General features: G+C 69.5%; 12 protein-coding genes. 4 read left to right on the top strand and 8 right to left on the bottom strand.

Annotated features, from left to right (window positions below; translation table 11 throughout):
• Nucleotides 1-9: 9 nt before the first annotated feature.
• The 4 genes from ASC93_RS26375 to ASC93_RS26390 all read right to left on the bottom strand — a co-directional run bounded on the left by ASC93_RS26375 (nucleotide 10) and on the right by ASC93_RS26390 (nucleotide 7,304).
• Nucleotides 10-876 (bottom strand): formate dehydrogenase accessory sulfurtransferase FdhD, encoded by an 867-nt coding sequence (locus tag ASC93_RS26375; protein ID WP_056449800.1) that lies wholly within the window; start codon nucleotides 874-876, stop codon nucleotides 10-12.
• Nucleotides 873-3,683 (bottom strand): formate dehydrogenase subunit alpha, encoded by a 2,811-nt coding sequence (fdhF, locus tag ASC93_RS26380; RefSeq protein WP_056449802.1) that lies wholly within the window; start codon nucleotides 3,681-3,683, stop codon nucleotides 873-875. The genes ASC93_RS26375 and fdhF overlap by 4 nt, the downstream gene beginning before the upstream one ends.
• The gene (locus ASC93_RS26385; protein ID WP_056449804.1) at nucleotides 3,680-5,380 is read right to left on the bottom strand and encodes an NADH-ubiquinone oxidoreductase-F iron-sulfur binding region domain-containing protein; all 1,701 of its coding nucleotides are present in this window, start codon (nucleotides 5,378-5,380) and stop codon (nucleotides 3,680-3,682) included. The genes fdhF and ASC93_RS26385 overlap by 4 nt, the downstream gene beginning before the upstream one ends.
• 247 nt (nucleotides 5,381-5,627) lie before the next feature.
• Nucleotides 5,628-7,304: an OFA family MFS transporter gene (locus tag ASC93_RS26390; RefSeq protein WP_056449806.1), complete on the bottom strand. Its 1,677-nt coding sequence runs from the start codon at nucleotides 7,302-7,304 to the stop codon at nucleotides 5,628-5,630.
• 139 nt (nucleotides 7,305-7,443) lie between these two features.
• Here ASC93_RS26390 and ASC93_RS26395 point away from each other — a divergent pair, with 139 nt between their 5' ends.
• Entirely contained in the window at nucleotides 7,444-8,952 is a 1,509-nt protein-coding gene (locus ASC93_RS26395; protein WP_056449896.1) for a class I adenylate-forming enzyme family protein, read from the top strand.
• 306 nt (nucleotides 8,953-9,258) lie between these two features.
• Here the strand turns inward: ASC93_RS26395 and ASC93_RS26400 are convergent, their stop codons facing one another.
• Nucleotides 9,259-9,495 carry a hypothetical protein gene (locus ASC93_RS26400; RefSeq protein ID WP_056449808.1) on the bottom strand — a complete coding sequence of 79 codons (237 nt, stop codon included), beginning with the start codon at nucleotides 9,493-9,495 and terminating at the stop codon, nucleotides 9,259-9,261.
• Between the two features lie 188 nt (nucleotides 9,496-9,683).
• Between ASC93_RS26400 and ASC93_RS26405 the strand changes: the two genes are divergently transcribed.
• Together ASC93_RS26405 and ASC93_RS26410 are read left to right on the top strand one after the other, a co-directional pair.
• Nucleotides 9,684-11,936, top strand: coding sequence for a family 1 glycosylhydrolase (locus ASC93_RS26405; protein WP_056449810.1), 2,253 nt, complete (start codon nucleotides 9,684-9,686; stop codon nucleotides 11,934-11,936).
• A gap of 209 nt (nucleotides 11,937-12,145) precedes the next feature.
• A complete protein-coding gene (locus ASC93_RS26410) occupies nucleotides 12,146-13,087 on the top strand; it encodes a DUF535 family protein (RefSeq protein WP_056449812.1) in 942 nt (313 codons plus the stop codon).
• Between the two features lie 82 nt (nucleotides 13,088-13,169).
• Here ASC93_RS26410 and waaF read toward each other — a convergent pair whose 3' ends face one another.
• The 3 genes from waaF to ASC93_RS26425 are packed head-to-tail and all read right to left on the bottom strand — an operon-like array spanning nucleotide 13,170 to nucleotide 17,225.
• The gene (gene waaF, locus ASC93_RS26415; RefSeq protein ID WP_056449814.1) at nucleotides 13,170-14,258 is read right to left on the bottom strand and encodes a lipopolysaccharide heptosyltransferase II; all 1,089 of its coding nucleotides are present in this window, start codon (nucleotides 14,256-14,258) and stop codon (nucleotides 13,170-13,172) included.
• Nucleotides 14,255-15,985, bottom strand: coding sequence for a lipid A export permease/ATP-binding protein MsbA (gene msbA, locus ASC93_RS26420; RefSeq protein WP_056449815.1), 1,731 nt, complete (start codon nucleotides 15,983-15,985; stop codon nucleotides 14,255-14,257). The genes waaF and msbA overlap by 4 nt, the downstream gene beginning before the upstream one ends.
• Entirely contained in the window at nucleotides 15,978-17,225 is a 1,248-nt protein-coding gene (locus ASC93_RS26425; RefSeq protein WP_056449817.1) for an O-antigen ligase, read from the bottom strand. The genes msbA and ASC93_RS26425 overlap by 8 nt, the downstream gene beginning before the upstream one ends.
• Nucleotides 17,226-17,280: 55 nt before the next feature.
• Between ASC93_RS26425 and ASC93_RS26430 the strand changes: the two genes are divergently transcribed.
• Nucleotides 17,281-18,117, top strand: a complete 837-nt coding sequence (locus ASC93_RS26430; protein ID WP_056449819.1) for a glycosyltransferase family 2 protein — start codon at nucleotides 17,281-17,283, stop codon at nucleotides 18,115-18,117.
• Nucleotides 18,118-18,121: the final 4 nt, after the last annotated feature.

Below are 18,121 nucleotides of genomic sequence, written 5' to 3' on the forward strand. Positions count from 1 at the left end.
GGGCAGACGTCAGGCCGTGCGCAAGGTGCGGGCCGCCTCCAGCGCGGCCAGCCACTCCGGTTCGAACACGAGGCGCTCTTCCCCGGACAGCAACAGGAAATGATGACCGCTGCAGCGCGCCAGCAGCGACATGCCGACCTGCGCCGCCACCGCATGGCCCATCTGCGTCGTGCCGGAGCGCGACAGCAGGAACGGGATGCCCATCTGCGCGCCCTTGATCACCATTTCGGACGTCAGCCGGCCCGTCGTGTAGAACACCTTGTCGGCGCCGTCGACACCTTCGAGCCACATCAGGCCCGCGATGGCGTCGACGGCGTTGTGACGGCCGACGTCCTCGATGAACCACAGCAGTTCGCCCTCGCCCGTGAACAGCGCGCAGCCGTGCACGGAGCCGGCCTGCTTGTACACGGATTGCTGGGTGCGCACCGTCTCGACGATGCGGTGCACGACCGACTGGCGCAGGCGCGCGTCCGGCGGCAGCACGATGCGGTCGACCTCGTCCATCAGCCCGCCGAACACGGAGCCCTGGCCGCAGCCCGTCGTGACGACCTTCTTCGCCGTGCGCGCCTCGACGTCCTGGATGCCGGCGCGCGTGACGACGGCCACGGCATCCACCGACCAGTCGACCTGCACGGACACGATGTCGTCCAGCGACCGCACGAGGCGCTGGTTGCGCAGGTAGCCCAGCGTGAGCGCCTCGGGCGCCGCGCCCAGCGTCATCAAGGTGACGAGCTCGCGCTTGTCGACATACACCGTCAACGGCCGCTCGGCCGGAATGTGCAGGGTCGTGCGGCGCCCGTGCTCATCGATGGCCGTGACCGGATGCGTGAGGCCGGCGCTGGCCCGGGAAAGCTGCGGACGATATGAAGATGTCATGCCTGCAATTGTGCCATGGGGTCCAGAATCTGGCCGCCACCGTAGGAACCCTGGTGCGCGACCTGCCCGCCCAGGCGCACGCGCACGGCGCAGTATTTGAATTCCGGGATCTTGCCGAACGGGTCCAGCGCGGCATTCGTCAGCCGGTTGATCGCCGCCTCGTAGTAGCAGAACGGGACGAACACGGCGCCGCGCGGCGTGCCGTCGTCGGCCCGGGCGTACAGCGCGACTTCGCCGCGGCGCGACGCGATCGTGATCACGTCGCCCGGCCGGCCCCCGAGCGCCTCCAGGTCGAGCGGATGCACGAGCGCGACCGGGTCCGGCTCGAGCGCATCGAGCACGCCGGCGCGGCGCGTCATGCTGCCCGTGTGCCAGTGCTCGAGCTGGCGGCCCGTGATCAGCACGACGGGGTACTCGGTGTCGGGGCGCTCGTCGGCCGGGATGATGTCGGCCGGGACGAAGCGCGCGCGGCCGTCCTCGCGCGGGAAATCCTGCGTGAAGACGACCGGCTCGCCCGGGTCGCCCTCCGCGCGGCACGGATACGTGACGGCACCGTCGCGCTCCAGCCGGTCCCACGTGATGCCGGCGATGCTGGGCATGAGTCGCCGCATCTCGTCGAACACGGCCGCCGGCCCGGCGTAGTCCCACGGCAGGCCGAGGCGGCGCGCCACCTGCTGGATGATCCACAGGTCCTGGCGCGCGGCGCCGGGCGGGTCGAGCGCCTGGCGCCCCAGCTGCACCACGCGGTCCGTGTTCGTGAAGCTGCCCGTCTTTTCGGCGAACGCGGACGCCGGCAGGATCACGTCGGCCAGGTACGCCGTCTCGGTAAGAAAGATGTCCTGCACGACGAGGTGTTCCAGCGCGGCCAGGGCTGCGCGCGCGTGGTTCGCATCCGGGTCGGACATGGCCGGGTTCTCGCCCATGATGTACATGCCGCGGATTCTGTCCTCGCCGCCGGCCAGGATGTCGTCCATGATCTCGACGACCGTCAGGCCGGGCCGGGCGTCCAGCGCCTTGCCCCACGCGGCTTCGAACTTCGCCTGCGCTTGAACATCGTCGACGCGCCGGTAATCCGGATACATCATCGGAATGAGGCCGGCGTCCGACGCGCCCTGCACGTTGTTCTGCCCGCGCAGCGGATGCAGGCCCGTGCCGGGACGGCCGATCTGGCCCGTCATCAGCGCCAGCGCGATCAGGCAGCGCGCATTGTCGGTGCCGTGCACGTGCTGCGACACCCCCATGCCCCACAGGATCATCGAGCCTGTCGATGCCGCGTACAGCCGCGCCACGTAGCGGATCGTCTCGGCGGCGATGCCGCAGATGGGCGCCATCGCTTCCGGGCTGTAGTTGGCCACGTTCGCCGCCAGCGCGTCGTAGCCGCTCGTGCGGTCGGCGATGAAGGCCGGGTCGACCAGGCCTTCTTCGACGATCGTGTGCATCATCGCGTTGAGCAGCGCGACGTCCGTGTCCGGCTTGAACTGCAGGAAGCGGTGCGCGTGGCGCGCGAGGTCGGAGCGGCGCGGGTCCATCACGATGAGTTTCACGCCCGTGCGCACGGCGTTCTTCATCCACGTGGCGGCAACAGGGTGGTTGACGGTCGGGTTGGCGCCGATGACGATCACGACTTCGGCCCGCGTCACATCCATCACCGGATTCGACACGGCGCCGGAGCCGATCCCTTCCAGCAGCGCGGCGACGGACGACGCGTGGCACAGCCGCGTGCAGTGGTCGACGTTGTTGCTGCCGAAGCCCGTGCGCACGAGCTTCTGGAACAGGTACGCTTCCTCGTTGCTGCCCTTGGCCGAGCCGAAGCCGGCCAGCGCGCGGCCCCCGTGCGCGTCGCGGATGCGCGCGAGGCCGCCGCCCGCCGCCGCCAGCGCTTCTTCCCACGTCGCTTCGCGGAACACGTCGAGCACGCGGCTCGGGTCCATCGTGAAGTCGCCGCGTTTCGGCATGCCTGCACGCCGGATCAGCGGCTTTGTGAGGCGCTGCGGATGGTGCGCGTAGTCGTAGCCGTAGCGGCCCTTCACGCACAGGCGGCCGTGGTTCGCGGGGCCGTCGCGGCCGTCGACGCGGACGATGCGGTTGTCCTTCACGTGGTACGTCAGCTGGCAGCCCACGCCGCAATACGGGCAGACGGAATCGACCTGCTTGTCGGGCACGGCCAGGGCGGCACCGCGCGCCGGCGCCAGCGCGCCCGTCGGGCAGGCCTGCACGCATTCGCCGCAGGCCACGCACGTCGAGGCGCCCATCGGGTCGCCCTGGTCGAACACGATGCGCGCGTTCTCGCCGCGGCCGGCAAGGCCGATCACGTCGTTGACCTGTTCGTCGCGGCAGGCGCGCACGCAGCGCGTGCACTGGATGCAGGCGTCGAGATTCACTTCGATGGCCGCGTGGCTGGCGTCCGCCGGCGGCACCGCGCGCGTGGCGGGGAAACGCGGCGTGCCGACGCCGAGTCTGTCCGCCCACTGCGCGACCTCGTCGTCGCGCGTGTACGCCGTCTCGGGCAGGTCGGACAGCAGCAGTTCCAGCACCATCTTGCGCGCGGCGACGGCACGCGCGCTGTCCGTGCGCACCTTCATGCCGGGCGCCGGCTGGCGGCAGCACGACGGCGCCAGCGTGCGTTCGCCGTCGATCTCCACGACGCACGCGCGGCAGTTACCGGCCGGCTCCAGCCCGTCCTTGTGGCACAGGTGCGGCAGGTCGACGCCGGCGCGGGCGGCGGCATCGAACAGGGTCTCGAAAGGCCGGGCCGCGACTTCGCGGCCGTCGATCTCGAACGTCACGCCGGGCACATTCGCGTTCATGATCCCTCCAGCTCGTGCGGAAAATACTTGACGACGCAATCGAACGGGTTCGGCGCGGCCTGGCCGAGGCCGCAGATCGACGCGTCGCGCATCACCTGCGACAGTTCGGCCAGCAGCGCCGTGTCCCACACGTCCCGCTCCATCAGCGCGACGGCTTTCGCCGTGCCGGCGCGGCACGGCGTGCACTGGCCGCACGATTCGTCGCGGAAGAAGCGCAAGGTGTTCAGCGCGGCCGCGCGGGCGGAATCCCGGTCGGACAGCACGACGACCGCGGCCGAGCCGATGAAACAGCCGTGGCGCTGCAGCGTGTCGAAGTCGAGCGGGATGTCGGCCATGCTGGCGGGCAGGATGCCGCCGGACGCGCCGCCCGGCAGGTAGGCATAGAACGCGTGGCCGTCCTGCATGCCGCCGCAGTATTCGTCGAGGAGTTCCCGCATCGTGATGCCGGCCGGCGCCAGTTTCACGCCCGGCTCGCGCACGCGGCCCGACACGGAAAACGAACGCAGCCCGCGCCGGCCGTGGCGGCCCTGGTTCGTGAACCACTCGGCGCCGCGTTCGAGGATGTCGCGCACCCAGTGCAGCGTTTCCAGGTTGTGTTCCAGCGTGGGCCGCCCGAACAGGCCCACCTGCGCCAGGTACGGCGGACGCAGGCGCGGCATGCCGCGCTTGCCCTCGATCGATTCGATCATCGCCGACTCCTCGCCGCAGATGTAGGCGCCGGCGCCGCGGCGCAGCACGATCTCCGGCAGGTCCGGCACGGGCGGATCGGCGCGCAGCCGGTCCAGCTCCTGCGCCAGCATGGCGCGCAGGCCATGGTATTCGTCGCGCAGGTACAGGTAGATGGTGTCGATGCCGACGGCCCACGCGGCGACCAGTGCGCCTTCGAGGAAGCGGTGCGGATCGCGTTCGAGGTAATGGCGGTCCTTGAACGTACCCGGTTCGCCTTCGTCGATGTTGACCGCCATGAGGCGCGGTCCCGGTTCGTTCCTCACGATGCGCCACTTGCGCCCGGCCGGAAAGCCCGCCCCGCCCAGGCCGCGCAGGCCGGACGCCATCAGGGTCACGATCGTGGACTCGGGGTCGAGGTGCCCCTCCATGCAGGCGCGCAGCAGGCGGTAGCCGCCCGCGGCGCGGTAGACGTCGTAATCGGCGTGGCCCGTGTGCACGTCGGTGGCGGGGCCGGCGGCGGCGGCCCGCACCGTGTCGACGCTCGCCCCGGTGACGGGACGCTGGCCCACGAGCGCCGCGGGCGCGCCGTCGCAGCGGCCGATGCAGGCCGCGGCCAGCACGCGGACCTGCGTGCCGAGGATGGCCGGCAGGCGCGCCAGCAGGTCGCGCGCGCCGGCCAGTTCGCAAGACAGGCCGGCGCACACGCGCACCGTCAACGCCGGCGGCGCATCGTCGCCATCGCGCAGCACGTCGAAGTGGTGGTAGAAGGTGGCCACCTCGTAGACCTCGGACTGCGCCAGTTTCAGCTCGTGCGCGAGGGCCGCCAGGCGGGGCGCGGACAGGGCGCCGTAGCGGTCCTGGACCTTGTGCAGGTGCTCGATCAGCAGGTCGCGCCGGCGCGGCGCATCGCCCAGCGCGGCCTGCACGTCGGCGAGGGCCTGCGGGTCGATGCGCCGGCCTTTGGGTGCCTCGCGCTTGCGCTGGCGGCTCGGGCCTTGCGTGGCGATGGGGATGACGGGGTGGTTCATGGTCGATCCTGTCTTACGTTGGATGATCGATGTGCAGCCGTTCGTTGACCGCGTGGGCGGGGGCCGCCCACCCTACCGGCAGCGCAACGGCCGCCGCAAAACGACGCGTTGCGGAACCGGCGGCGCGACAATCGCTGCAAAACGACGCGTTGCGACACCGGCGGCGCAACGGATCGCCGCAAGACGACGCGTTGCCGGTAGGGTGGGCACCCCGTGCCCACGCGTTCAACCAGCGCATGCATTCACATCACTGGAACAGCACGATGGCCTTCTGCAGCGTGATCCACACGCCGATCAGCAACGGCACGCCGACCACCGCCCAGGCCAGCGCCGCGACCAGCGGATTGCCCGCCGCCACCGGCACCGCCACGGCCGCGCCGCCGGCCATGCCGGCCACGCCCGGTGCGCTTGCCGGCGCACGCCCGGCCGCGCCGTCGCGCTCGTGCGCCAGGCGCCGTTCGTCGGCCAGTTCCTGCTCGCTCATGAAGTGGCGCGCAGCCACCGGGCGCACCATCAGGTTGCACAGGAAGCCCAGCACCAGCAGGCCGGCCAGCACGTACATCACCGTATCATACGCCTGCGCCTTCGGCACGCCATGGGCGATCTGGTACTCGCGGATGTAGTTGATCAGGCTGGTGCCGACGACGCCCGCCGCGGACCAGGCGGTCAGCAGGCGGCCGTGGATCGCGCCCACCATCTGCGTGCCGAACAGGTCGGCCAGGTAGGCCGGCACGGTCGAGAAGCCGCCGCCGTACATCGACAGGATGACGCAGAAGAACACGACGAACAGGGCCAGGTGGCCGCCGTGCGCCAGCGCCGGAATCGCCGCATACAGCACGAAGCCGAGCACGAGGAACACGAAGTACGTGGCCTTGCGGCCGATGTAGTCCGAGCACGAGGCCCAGGCGAAGCGGCCGCCGATGTTGAACAGCGACAGCAGGCCCGTGAAGCCGGCCGCGATCGTCGCGATCTGGGCCTTCTGCCCCGCGTTCAGGTCGTTGAAGGCCGCCGTCACGCCGATCAGGCGGCCGCCGAACACTTCCTGCAGCAGCGGCGACGCCATCGCCAGGATGCCGATGCCGGCCGAGACGTTCAGGAACAGCACCAGCCACACGAGCCAGAACTGCGGCACCGACCCGACGTGGTTCACGTGCACGTGGCGGTGGGTGATCATCGCGTTGGCACCCTTGGCGGCCGGCGGGGTCCAGCCTTCCGGCGCCCAGCCCGTGGCCGGCACGCGGTACGACAGCGCGCCGCCCATCATGAACACGAAATAGATCGCGGCCAGCGCGAGGAACGTCTCCCACACGCCGACCGACGTGGCGGTGGCGAAGTGCTTCATGAGGCGGTCGGCCAGCGGCGCGCCGATCATCGCGCCGCCGCCGAAGCCCATGATGGCCATGCCGGTGGCCATGCCGCGCCGGTCGGGGAACCATTTGATGAGCGTGGAGACGGGCGAGATGTAGCCGAGACCGAGGCCGATGCCGCCGATGACGCCCGAGCCGAGCCACATCAGCCAGATCTGGTGGGCGTGGATGCCCAGCGCGGAGATCACGAGGCCGCCGCACCAGCACAGGGCCGAGACGACGCCGGCCTTGCGCGGTCCCGCGTGTTCGAGCCAGCCGCCGAACAGCGCGGTCGACAGGCCCAGGAACACGAAGAACAGCGTAAACATCCAGCCCAGCATCGAGATCTTCCAGTCGCAGTTCGTCGCCGTGATCTCGGCCAGGAAGCCCATGCCGGCCGGGCAGGCGAGCGATTCCTTGATGCCGACCGCCTTCGACAGCGGCAGCCAGAACACCGAGAACCCGTACGCCATGCCGATGCACAGGTGGATCGCGAGCGCGGCGGGCGGCACGAGCCAGCGATTGAATCCGGGCTGCGCCACGGTGTGTTCTTTGTCCAGCATATCCAGTAAAGCCATGTCCCCTCCGTGATTATCGTTGTTCAGAGCGTATACTTATGGAAACTTTTACTGCATCGCGAGCGTATCACGAGTGTGCGCGGCGCCCAATATTTACAGTGGCTGGCGGGACCGCGCCGGCCCGGTTATCATCGCGGCCATGATCGACATCCCCGCCCTGCTCGCCGCGCTGCCCGCGCGCATCGACGCGATCGTGCGCAGCGCCGCCTCACGCACGCCGGATGCGCCGGCCCTCGTCGACGCCGGCCGCACGCTGACCTACCGCGACCTCGCCGCCCTCGTCGACCGCCGCGCCGCCCAATTGCGGGCACACGGCGTGCGGCCCGGCGACCGCGTGCTGCTGGCGAGCGAGAACTGCGCGGACCAGGTCGCGCTGATCTTCGCCGCCGCGAGCGTCGATGCGTGGATCGTCAACGTCAACCCGCGCCTGACCGCGCCCGAACTGGACGCGATCCGCACGCACAGCGGGGCGCGCATCGCGCTCTACACGGCGGCCGTGTCGCCTGAAGCCGAGGCGCACGCCGCGCGCGCGCGCGCCGCGTTCGACGACGGCATCATGATCGGCCCGCCGGACGACGACTGCGCGCCGGCGGACGAGGGCGACGTCGCGGCGCTCGTCTACACGACGGGCACCACGGGCCAGCCGAAAGGCGTGATGCTGAGCCACCGCAGCCTGCTGTTCGTGGCCGCCGTTTCCAGCCGCCTGCGCGGCCTCGTGCCGGCCGACCGCGCCTGGGGCGTGCTGCCCATCTCGCATGTCTACGGCCTCACGTCCGTGATGCTGGGCACGCTCAGCGCGGGCGCCTGCCTGCACCTGGCGCCCCGCTTCACGCCCGAGGGCATGCTGGCCGCGATCCGCGACGACGGCCTGTCCATCGTGCAGGGCGTGCCCGCGATGTACGCGCGGCTGCTGGAACTGGTCGGCGCCGACGCGCGGCTGCCGTCGCGCCTGCGCTTCGCGTACGCGGGCGGCTCGCCGCTCGATCCGGCATTGAAGGCATCCGTCGAGCGGCTGCTGGGCGTGCCGCTGCACAACGGCTACGGCCTGTCCGAAGCCGCGCCCACGGTCAGCCAGACGCGCCTGGACGCGCCGCGCGCCGACACGTCCGTCGGCCAGCCGATCCCGGGCGTCGAGGCGCGCGTCGTCGACAAGGACGGGCGCGCCGTGGCCGATGGCGACGCGGGCGAATTATGGGTGCGCGGGCCGAACCTGATGCGGGGTTACTACCGCGACCCGGCGGCGACGAATGCGGCGCTGCGTCCCGGCGGCTGGCTGAACACGGGCGACATGGCGCGGCGCGACGCGGATGGCGCCCTGTTCATCGTCGGCCGCACGAAGGAATTGATCATCCGGTCGGGCTTCAACGTGTTCCCGCTGGAAGTGGAGACGGTGCTGAACGCGCATCCGGGCGTGACGCAGTCGGCCGTCGTGGGCCGCACCGTGGCCGACGGCAACGAGGAAGTCATCGCCTTCGTCCACCCCGATCCGCGCCGTCCGCCAGATGAAGCCGAGCTGCGCGCGTGGGCGGCGGAACGGCTGGCGCCGTACAAGCGGCCGGCGCGCATCGTCATGATGGATGCCCTGCCGGCCGCGGCGAACGGGAAGGTGCTCAAGCACGTGCTGAAGCAACGAGCCGCAGCGATGTGACAAGCGCCACCGCACGCTGAACCGTCGCCCCCGCGCAGGCGGGGGTCCAAGTATTCCGGCGCAGTCGACATGCGTAAAACTTAGATCCCCGCCTGCGCGGGGACGACGTTGTCATCTGCGCCGTTGTTATCTGCGCCGTTGTTATCTGCGCCGTTGTCATCCGCGCCGCTGTCATCCGCGACGTTGTTATCTGCGCCGTTGTCATCCGCGCCGCTGTCATCCGCGCCGTTGTCATCCGCGCCGTTGTCATCCGCGCCGCTGTCATCTGCGCCGTCGTCATCTGCGCCGTCGTCATCTGCGCCGTCGTCATCTGCGCCTTTTCTTCCAATCGTAGCCCGGCCCCGTCACGTCCACGCCGGGATGCCCGACGACGTCCGGATGCTCGGAACACATCGTCACGAAGCGCACGCCCTCGCCTTCGCGCTGGCGCCGCCGCAGGTCTTCCATGAAGCGCATCGCGGCCACCATCGCGGTGGTGTCGAACGCCTGCGCGTGCGGGGCCCGGTTTCCGTCTTCCTCGATCGTCCAGTACACCATGTACATGTTCGTTCCTCCTGGCCGCATCGTGTCGGCGCGCGCAGCACCTGTCAAGACAAACCCGGCCGGCGCTTTGGCAGAGACCGCGAGAACGTAGGACTTGTCCTAAATCGAGCCTATATGTTCGCCATCCCACACAAGAAGCCGGGCTCGCCGACTAGGCTTAGACCTTGGATCAACAGCAGGACACGCACATGAATCTTAACAGTCATATCCAGCCAGCAAGCTCGCCGCTCCAGCTCTGGGGCGGCCTCGAATGCACCGTCAACCGCGTACGCGATCAGTACTTCTCCCAAATGGAACGCAATGGACATGCCGAACGGCTCCAGGACCTGGAGCGCTTCGCGTCGCTCGGCATCCGCGCCATCCGCTACCCCGTCCTGTGGGAACGGATCGCCCCCGATGGCATCGAAGCGGCGGACTGGTCGTGGCCGGACGAGCGCCTGCCCGTGCTGCAGCAACTGGGCGTGACGCCCATCGTCGGCCTCGTCCACCACGGCAGCGGCCCGCGCCATACGAGCCTCGTGTCCCCGGACTTCGCCGAGAAACTGGCCGACTATGCCGGCGCCGTGGCGCGCCGCTATCCCTGGGTCGAGTACTGGACGCCCGTGAACGAGCCCTGCACCACGGCCCGGTTCTCCGGCCTCAACGGCGTATGGTATCCGCACGGCGACAGCGAGGACCAGTTCATCCGCGCCCTCATCAACCAGTGCCGCGCCGTGGTCCTGTCGATGCGCGCGATCCGCGCCGTGAATCCGGCCGCGAAGCTGGTGCAGACGGACGACTTGTCGCGCACCTACGGCACGCCGGAAATGGCGGAGGTCGCGAATTTCTTCAACGAACGCCGCTGGCTGGCATGGGACATGTTGTGCGGGAAGATCGACCCCGGTCATGCGCTGTGGGACTATCTGCTGGAAAACGGCGCGGAGGCGGACGAGCTCCTCTGGTTCAAGGACAATGCCTGCCCGCCGGACATCATCGGCGTCAACTACTACATCACGAGCGAGCGCTGGCTCGACCACCGGGCCGAACGCTATCCGGAAAGCCATCGCAGCAATTACCGCGGCATCCCGCACGCCGACATCGAATGCCCGCGCGTGCTGGCCACGCCGACGCCTGGCATCGGCCCGCTGCTGCAGGAAACGTGGGACCGCTACGGCCTGCCCGTCGCCGTCACCGAGGCCCACATCGACGCCAACCGCGAAGATCAGTTGCGCTGGCTCGTCGAGATCTGGAACGCGGCCCGGAAAGTCCAGCAGGGCGGCGCCGACATCCGCGCCGTCACCGTGTGGGCCCTGCTCGGCTCGTTCGACTGGAACTGCCTCGTCACCGAATGCCGCGGCTACTACGAACCGGGTCCGTTCGACGTGCGCGGACCGCAGCCGCGTCCGACCGCAGTCGCCAGCCTGATGCGCGAACTGGCGAGCGGCCGGCCGCTGTCGCATCCGGTGCTGCAGGGCCAGGGCTGGTGGCGTCGGCCAGGCCGCTTCCTGGCCAGGCCCGTGGCGACCAGCACGGCCGTGGCCGACATCGCCGAGCGCAGCGCGTTCCGCTCGACCTTCCCGCAGCCGATCCTGATCACGGGCGCGACGGGCACCCTGGGCCGCGCCTTCGCCCGCATCTGCGAACGGCGCAACCTCGCCTTCCACGTACTCACGCGCCAGGAAATGGACATCGCCGATCCGGCCTCCGTCGAGGCGGCGATCGTGCGCTTCAAGCCGTGGGCCATCATCAATGCCGGCGGCTATGTGCGCGTGGACGATGCCGAGGACGACATCGAGCGCTGCATGCGCGAGAACGCCCACGGCCCGACCGTGCTCGCCCTGGCCGCCATCCGCCACGCGCTGCGCTTCATGACCTTTTCCAGCGACCTCGTGTTCGACGGGACGCAGGACCGGCCGTACGTGGAATCCGATCCCGTCGCGCCGCTGGGCGTGTACGGCTGCAGCAAGGCGGACGCGGAACGGCGCGTGCTCGACTCCGACCCGCAGGCCCTCGTCATCCGCACGAGCGCCTTCTTCGGTCCGTGGGACGAGCACAACTTCGTGACGCACGCCCTCGACGCGCTCGACGCGGGCCGGCCGTTCGCGGCGGCGTCCGACCAGGTCACGGCGCCGACCTATGTCCCGGACCTCGTCAACGCCTGCCTCGACCTGCTGATCGACCGCGAATCCGGCATCTGGCACCTGACCAACGGTGCCGCGATGAGCTGGGCCGACCTGGCGCGGCGGGCCTGCGCGGCGGCCGGCGTCGCCGACGGCCGGTTGGAAGAACGCACGACCGGCGAACTCGGCCTGCGCGCCGCACGCCCGCGCAACGGCGCCATGAGCAGCGAGCGCGGCCTGCTGCTGCCATCGTTCGACGATGCGCTGGCGCGCTACCTGCGCGAGCGCGAGCGGGTGGACGAACGGGCGCACAACGTCGAATCGGCGCACTACGCCAGCTGATCGCCGGCCCGGCCACGGCCGCCCGCGCCCGCGGGCGGCCGTATTACCGTTTCATTAAATCGGCTGTCGCTGTATTTACCGGGGGAATTTATTTAGTTACACTACGTTACTTAGCGTTACTCTACGCAACCTGGTGCGACTGACATGTCCGACTTCCCTCGCCAGCCGCTACCCGCGGTTCCCTGTGCTGCCCCGGCCGGACGGCCGGCATGAAACTCTATCGTGAAGACCATGGCTGGACCGAGCGCCTGCTCGCATCCGCCGCGCCGTCCGTCACGCTGCGCTCGGCCGTGCCGCCGCACCTGGCGGGCTTCAGGAAAGTGCGCGAATTCGCGAAGATCCGGCTGCGCGCCATCCTGCATCCGCGCCAGACGCCGCAGTGGCTGCACCTGCTCAACGCGCACCCGGCGTTCTCGGAATACGTGCGCAACTGCCCGCGCTTCCTGTACAAGGTCTACCGCCCCTACATCAGCCACGTGCTGGACGCCGACGCGCGCCTGGAAGCGATCCGCGCGCATTACGACTTCATGTTCCGGCGCGGCCTGGGCCAGACGCTGGCGCGCGCCAGCCTCGGTCCCGTCGTGCTGGCCGAGGCCGCGGGCAGGAGCGGCCTGCCCTACCAGATCCAGCTGCGCACCGTGAACATGTTCGACCGCGAGGGCGAACTGGTGCTGCAGCTGACCCAGGCCGACAGCGTCCTGTACACGGTGGCGTTCACGGTGGCGCCGCGCGACGGCCGCCCGGCTGTCAGCATCGGCTGCATCCAGGGCGGCAAGACGATCGATGCGCGCGAGGCGATCCGCACGGCCACGCGCGAACTGCACGGCATCCGGCCCAAGCAACTGATGGCGATCGTCGTGCGCCAGCTGGGCCACGCCTACGGGTGCGAGCGCATGGTGATGGTCTCGAACCGCAACCGCGTGATCTACAAGGCAATCCGCCACGGCCGCGTGCTGGCGGACTACGACCAGCTGTGGGACGAACTTGGTGCGCGCAAGCGGCCCGACGGCGACTGGGAACTCGACTGCGCGCCGGTGGCGGCGCCGGACCTGGAGAGCATCCCGTCGAAGAAGCGCTCGGAGGCACGCAAGCGGCATGAGCTCGTGAGCCGGCTCGCTGACGACGTGTGCGAAGGGTTACGAGCCCGGTAGGGTGGGCGCGGTCGGCGTAGGCACCCCGTGCCCACGCGTTCAACGTCCGCCGGCGCGGACGCGAATTATTCAATGTCGCGTATCACCGCGTGGGCACGGAAGTGCCCACCCTACGGTTGTCGCGGACCGGCACCAGGATCGGCACCAACTCGCTCCACACCCGCTCCACACCCATCTTGTTCATGCAATCGTGATGCCCGAGCGGGCACTCGCGCTTGCGGCACGGCGAGCATTCGAGGCGCAGCGACACCGTGCGCGCCACTTCCGACAGCGGCGGCGCGTAGTCCGGATCGGTCGAACCGTACAAGGCCACCACCGGACGGTTCAGCGCCGACGCGATGTGCAGCAGGCCGGAATCGTTGGAGACGACGGCGCCGGCCTGCGCCAGCAGGGCGATGGCGTCGTCGAGCGACGTCTTGCCGGCCAGGTTCAGCACCGCCGAACCGGCCGCGCCGGCATGCTGCTGCACCTGGGCGCACGTCTCGCGGTCGTTCGGGGAGCCGAGCAGCACGACCTGCACGCCCGGCACGGCGTCCACGACCCGGGCCGCCAGCGCGCCGTAATGCGCGGGCGGCCAACGCTTGGCGATGCCGAATTCCGCGCCCGGCGCGAACGCGACGATGGGGCGCGTGAGATCGACGTCGAGGCGTTTCCCGACCTGCTCCGTCTCTTCCCCGCCGACGACGAGGAACGGGCGCGCCAGCTTGCCCGGCAGCGGCAGCTCGGGCTCGCGCGCGAGGGCCGCGTAGAACGGCACCATCGAGCGCGGCGGCTTCTCGTCGTGGTGCATGACGTTGACCATCCCGTAGCGCATCTCGCCCTTGTAGCCCACGCGGCGCGGAATGCGCGCCAGCCACGGGATCAGCGCGTATTTCAGCGTGTTGGGCAGCACGTAGGCGTCGCTGTAGCCGCGCTCCTTGAGCAGGCGCGCGTAGCGCCAGCGTTCGCCCAGCTGCAGGGCGCGATGGCGGAACGGCGTCACCAGGATATCGTCCGCTTCCTGGATGCGGCGCCACACGGGCACCACCTGCGGCGGCGCCAGCACGTCGATGGCGCGCTCCGGGTGGGCCTGCTTGAGCAGGCGCAGCAGGGGCTGGGCCATCACGGCGTCGCCGATCCAGTTCGGCGAGATGACCAGGGTCCGCGCCCGCTCGTTGCTCTTCCCGGTCATGTTTCTTCCACCAGGGCGGAGAACTGCAGGCGGTACAGGTTGGCGTACATGCCGCCCTGCGCCAGCAGCTGGTCGTGCGTGCCCTGCTCGACGATGCGGCCGTGTTCCATCACGACGATCAGGTCGGCGCCCTCGATGGTCGACAGGCGGTGCGCGATCACGAACGTGGTGCGGCCCGCCATCAGCGTGTCGAGGGCAGCCTGCACGGCGCGTTCCGATTCGTTGTCGAGCGCCGACGTGGCCTCGTCCAGGATCAGGATCGGCGCATCCTTGTAGATGGCGCGGGCGATGGCAACGCGCTGGCGCTGCCCGCCCGACAGGCGCATGCCGTTCTCGCCGATCATCGTGTCGACGCCTTCCGGCAGGCGCGCGACGACGTCGCCCAGGTGCGCGGCGTGGATGGCCGCGTGCAGGCGCGCCTCGTCGACGTGCTCGGCGCCGTACGCGACGTTGGCGCGCAGCGTGTCGTCGAACAGCACGACGTTCTGGCTCACGAGCGCCAGCTGGGCGCGCAGCGACGACAATTCGATGTCCTGGTACGGGATGCCGTCCAGCAGGACGCGGCCGGATTCCGGCTCGTAGAAGCGCGTGACGAGGTTCACGAACGTCGACTTGCCGCCGCCGGACATGCCGACCAGCGCGACGGTCTGGCCCGGCTTCACGTCCAGCGACACGTCGTCCAGCGCGGGCGCATGCGCGTTTGGGTAGCGGAACGTCACGTGCTCGAAGCGCACGTGGCCCTGCGCGCGCGCGAGGGTGCGCGTGCCCGGATCGTGCTCGACGGGCGCGTCGATCAGTTCGAACACGGTCTCGGCCGCGGCGATCCCGCGCTGCATCGGGCCGTTCACCTCGGCCAGCGCCTTCAGCGGCGTCAGGAGCATCAGCATCAGCGTAACGAACTGGGTGAATTCGCCGACCGTCATGTCGGCCCGCAGCGCCAGCACGACGACGAGCGACAGCGCCAGCGACGTGGCGATCTGCGTCACGGGCGTCGTGGCGGCGAACGCCACCGTCATGCGTTGCGAAAAGCCGCGCAGCGCCTCGCTGCGCAGGAAGAACCTGCGGTTTTCGTAGCGCTCACCGGAGAACACGCGGATCACCTGGTGGCCGCGCGCCGCTTCCTCGACGACCTGGGTCATCTCGGCCGTCACGCGCTGGTTTTCGCGGTTCAGGTGGCGCAGGCGGCGGCTCGTCGTCCGCACGATCACGGCCGTCAGCGGCACGACGACGATCGCGACGAGGGTCAGCTTCCAGTTCAGCCACAGCAGCGAGCCGAGCAGGCCGATGACGACCAGCACGTCGCGCACGAACGAGATGAACACGGACTGGATCATGTCCACGACCTGGCGCACGTCGCCGACGACGGTGTTGATCACCTTGCCCGTCGACTCTTCGTGGAAGCGCGCGACCGGCAGGCGCAGCAGCCGTGCGAAGGCCTGGGCGCGCAAGTCGTTCAGCACGCGCGAGAGCACCCAGTTGTTGTAGTAGGCGGTGGCGAACGTGCCGATGCCGCGCAGGACGAAGATTGACACGAGCACGCCGGGGATCCACCACAGGCTGAACGGCACCTTGTTCTTGAAGCCCATGTCCATCAGCAACTGCAAGGCCTTGCCCAGCAACGGCTGGGTGGCGGCCGTCAACGCCATCGCGAGCAGCGACAGGAAGGCGCGCCCGCGATACGGTTTCAGGATCGCCCACAGGCGCTTGATGATGACGCTGTTATCCAATTTTTTCTTTCGCGTTCAGGCAGAAGCCCATGAGCAGAAACACCATGAGCGCATAGAACAGACTGCCCTTCATAGACCAGAAAATCACTTCCGTCAGCCCGAAACCGACATAGCCGAGCACCACCAGCGCCCCGCCCAGCGCGACCGCGAACTGCGGTGCGCGCGCTTCCGTCGCCCGCCCCAGGCGGCGCAGGAAAAACCGCAGGGGCGCGGCCAGGGTGGCGGCCCAGATGACGAAGCCGACCGCGCCGCCCGTCGCCAGGGCCTGCAACCCGTCATTATGCAGGTGCGGCAGCTCGAGCACCATCGGATCGAGCCGGCCGGCCTGTGCATACTCGGCCAGGCGTGCGCGGCACGCATCGAAATCCATGCCGAACAACGGGTGTTCGCGGATCAGCATGACGGCGCCCTTCCACAATTCCAGCCGGGTCCCCACATTCGTCCACACGGTGCCGCCCTCGTACCAGGTGCGGGCGTCGTGGACGCCTTCGGCGAAGCGTTCCTGCACGCCCAGCGCCGGCATGAACCAGGCCGCGGCCAGCACGGCCACGCCGGCCGCCAGCAGCGCACGCCCGCGCCGGCTGTCGATCCGGCCCGCATGGCGCCCCAGCACGAGCGCCGCCAGCACCAGCGCCGCCCACCCGCCGCGGGTGCCGGTCAGCACGGACGCGGCGAAGCCCGCCAGCGCCCCGGCGCCGGCCAGCAGCGCATCGCGCGGGCGGTCGCGCATATCGATCGCGCCGGCCAGCGCCAGCAGCGCCAGCAGCATGGCGAGATCGCCGAACGTGATCGAATTGATGAAGCCCCCCGGGCGCTCGATGTGCAGGGCGAAGCGCTGCCAGGCGATGAACGGCAGCGCCGCCACCGCCCCCGCGCTCGCGCCCCACCACAGCGCGCGCCGCGGCGCGCGGCTCGCCACCACGGCGGCCAGCACGGTCAGGGACAGGAGCATGCGCACCGGTTTTTCCACCACACTCATCTTTTCGCCGCGCAGCAGCGCGCAGGCCAGCACGAACAGGAGATGCAGCAGAAAGGCTAGCACGACCCAGCGCACCTCCGGCCAGTGGCGCACGAGCGCATCACGGCACGGTTTGAACAATATCAAGGCGCTGACCAGGAAGAGGAAACTTGCAAGACTCACGCCGAACGAGGTGACGAGGCTCGAAAAGGGTAACAGGAAGGCCAGGGCGCCGATCCAGACCCGCATCGGCTCCCTCGTATTCGTCGGATTACTGTTCATTGATGTTCTTGTGGGATACTCTTGCCCCTGAATACAGCAGTGTACAACGGACCTTATGCGTCACGCTCTGACAATCTCCGTCGTGATCACCACCTATAACCGGCCAGACGCGCTGGAGGCGGTGGTGCGGGCATGTTTCATGCAGAACGACAAGAATTTCGAAATCATTATCGCTGATGATGGCTCGACTGCCAACACGCGTGCCTGCGTCGAACGGCTGGCAGCCGCTTCACCGGTGCTTCTACGCCACGTCTGGCAACCCGACGTGGGGTTTCGCGCCGCCATGGCACGCAATCGCGGCATTCTCGCCGCCACCGGTGACTACATCATCTTCCTGGACGGCGACTGCGTCCCGCAGCGCGATTTCATCGCCCGCCACCGCGCTCTGGCCCGGCCCGGCTGGCTCGTGTCGGGCAGCCGCATCCTGATGTCCGAGACGCTGACACGCCGGGTGCTGGACGACGGGATCGATGTCGCCGCCACGTCCCCGCTCACACGCCTGCGCTGGCGGCTGCGCGGCGACCTGAACAAGACCCTGCAGCCGCTGGGGCTGCGCTGGCCCGACCTGGGACGCACGTCGCGCAAGTTTTCCTGGCGCCGCATCAAGAGCTGCAACCTGGCCGTGTGGCGCGGCGACCTGGAACGGGTGAACGGCTTCGACGAGAGTTTCACGGGCTGGGGCCACGAGGATTCCGACCTCGTCGTGCGCCTGTTCCACGCCGGCGTGATGCGCAAGGACGGCGCCTTCGCCACCGAAGTGTTCCACCTGTGGCACCGCGAGGCCCGGCGCGACCAGGAGACGAGCAACCGGCAAGTCGTCCTGGAACGCGCCGCGAACAAGGTTACGCAGGCAACGATCGGCTTGCGCGAGCACGCGAACACGGCGGCGTAGCGGG

Source organism: Massilia sp. Root335, from assembly GCF_001425685.1.
Classification (GTDB): domain Bacteria; phylum Pseudomonadota; class Gammaproteobacteria; order Burkholderiales; family Burkholderiaceae_D; genus Telluria; species Telluria luteola.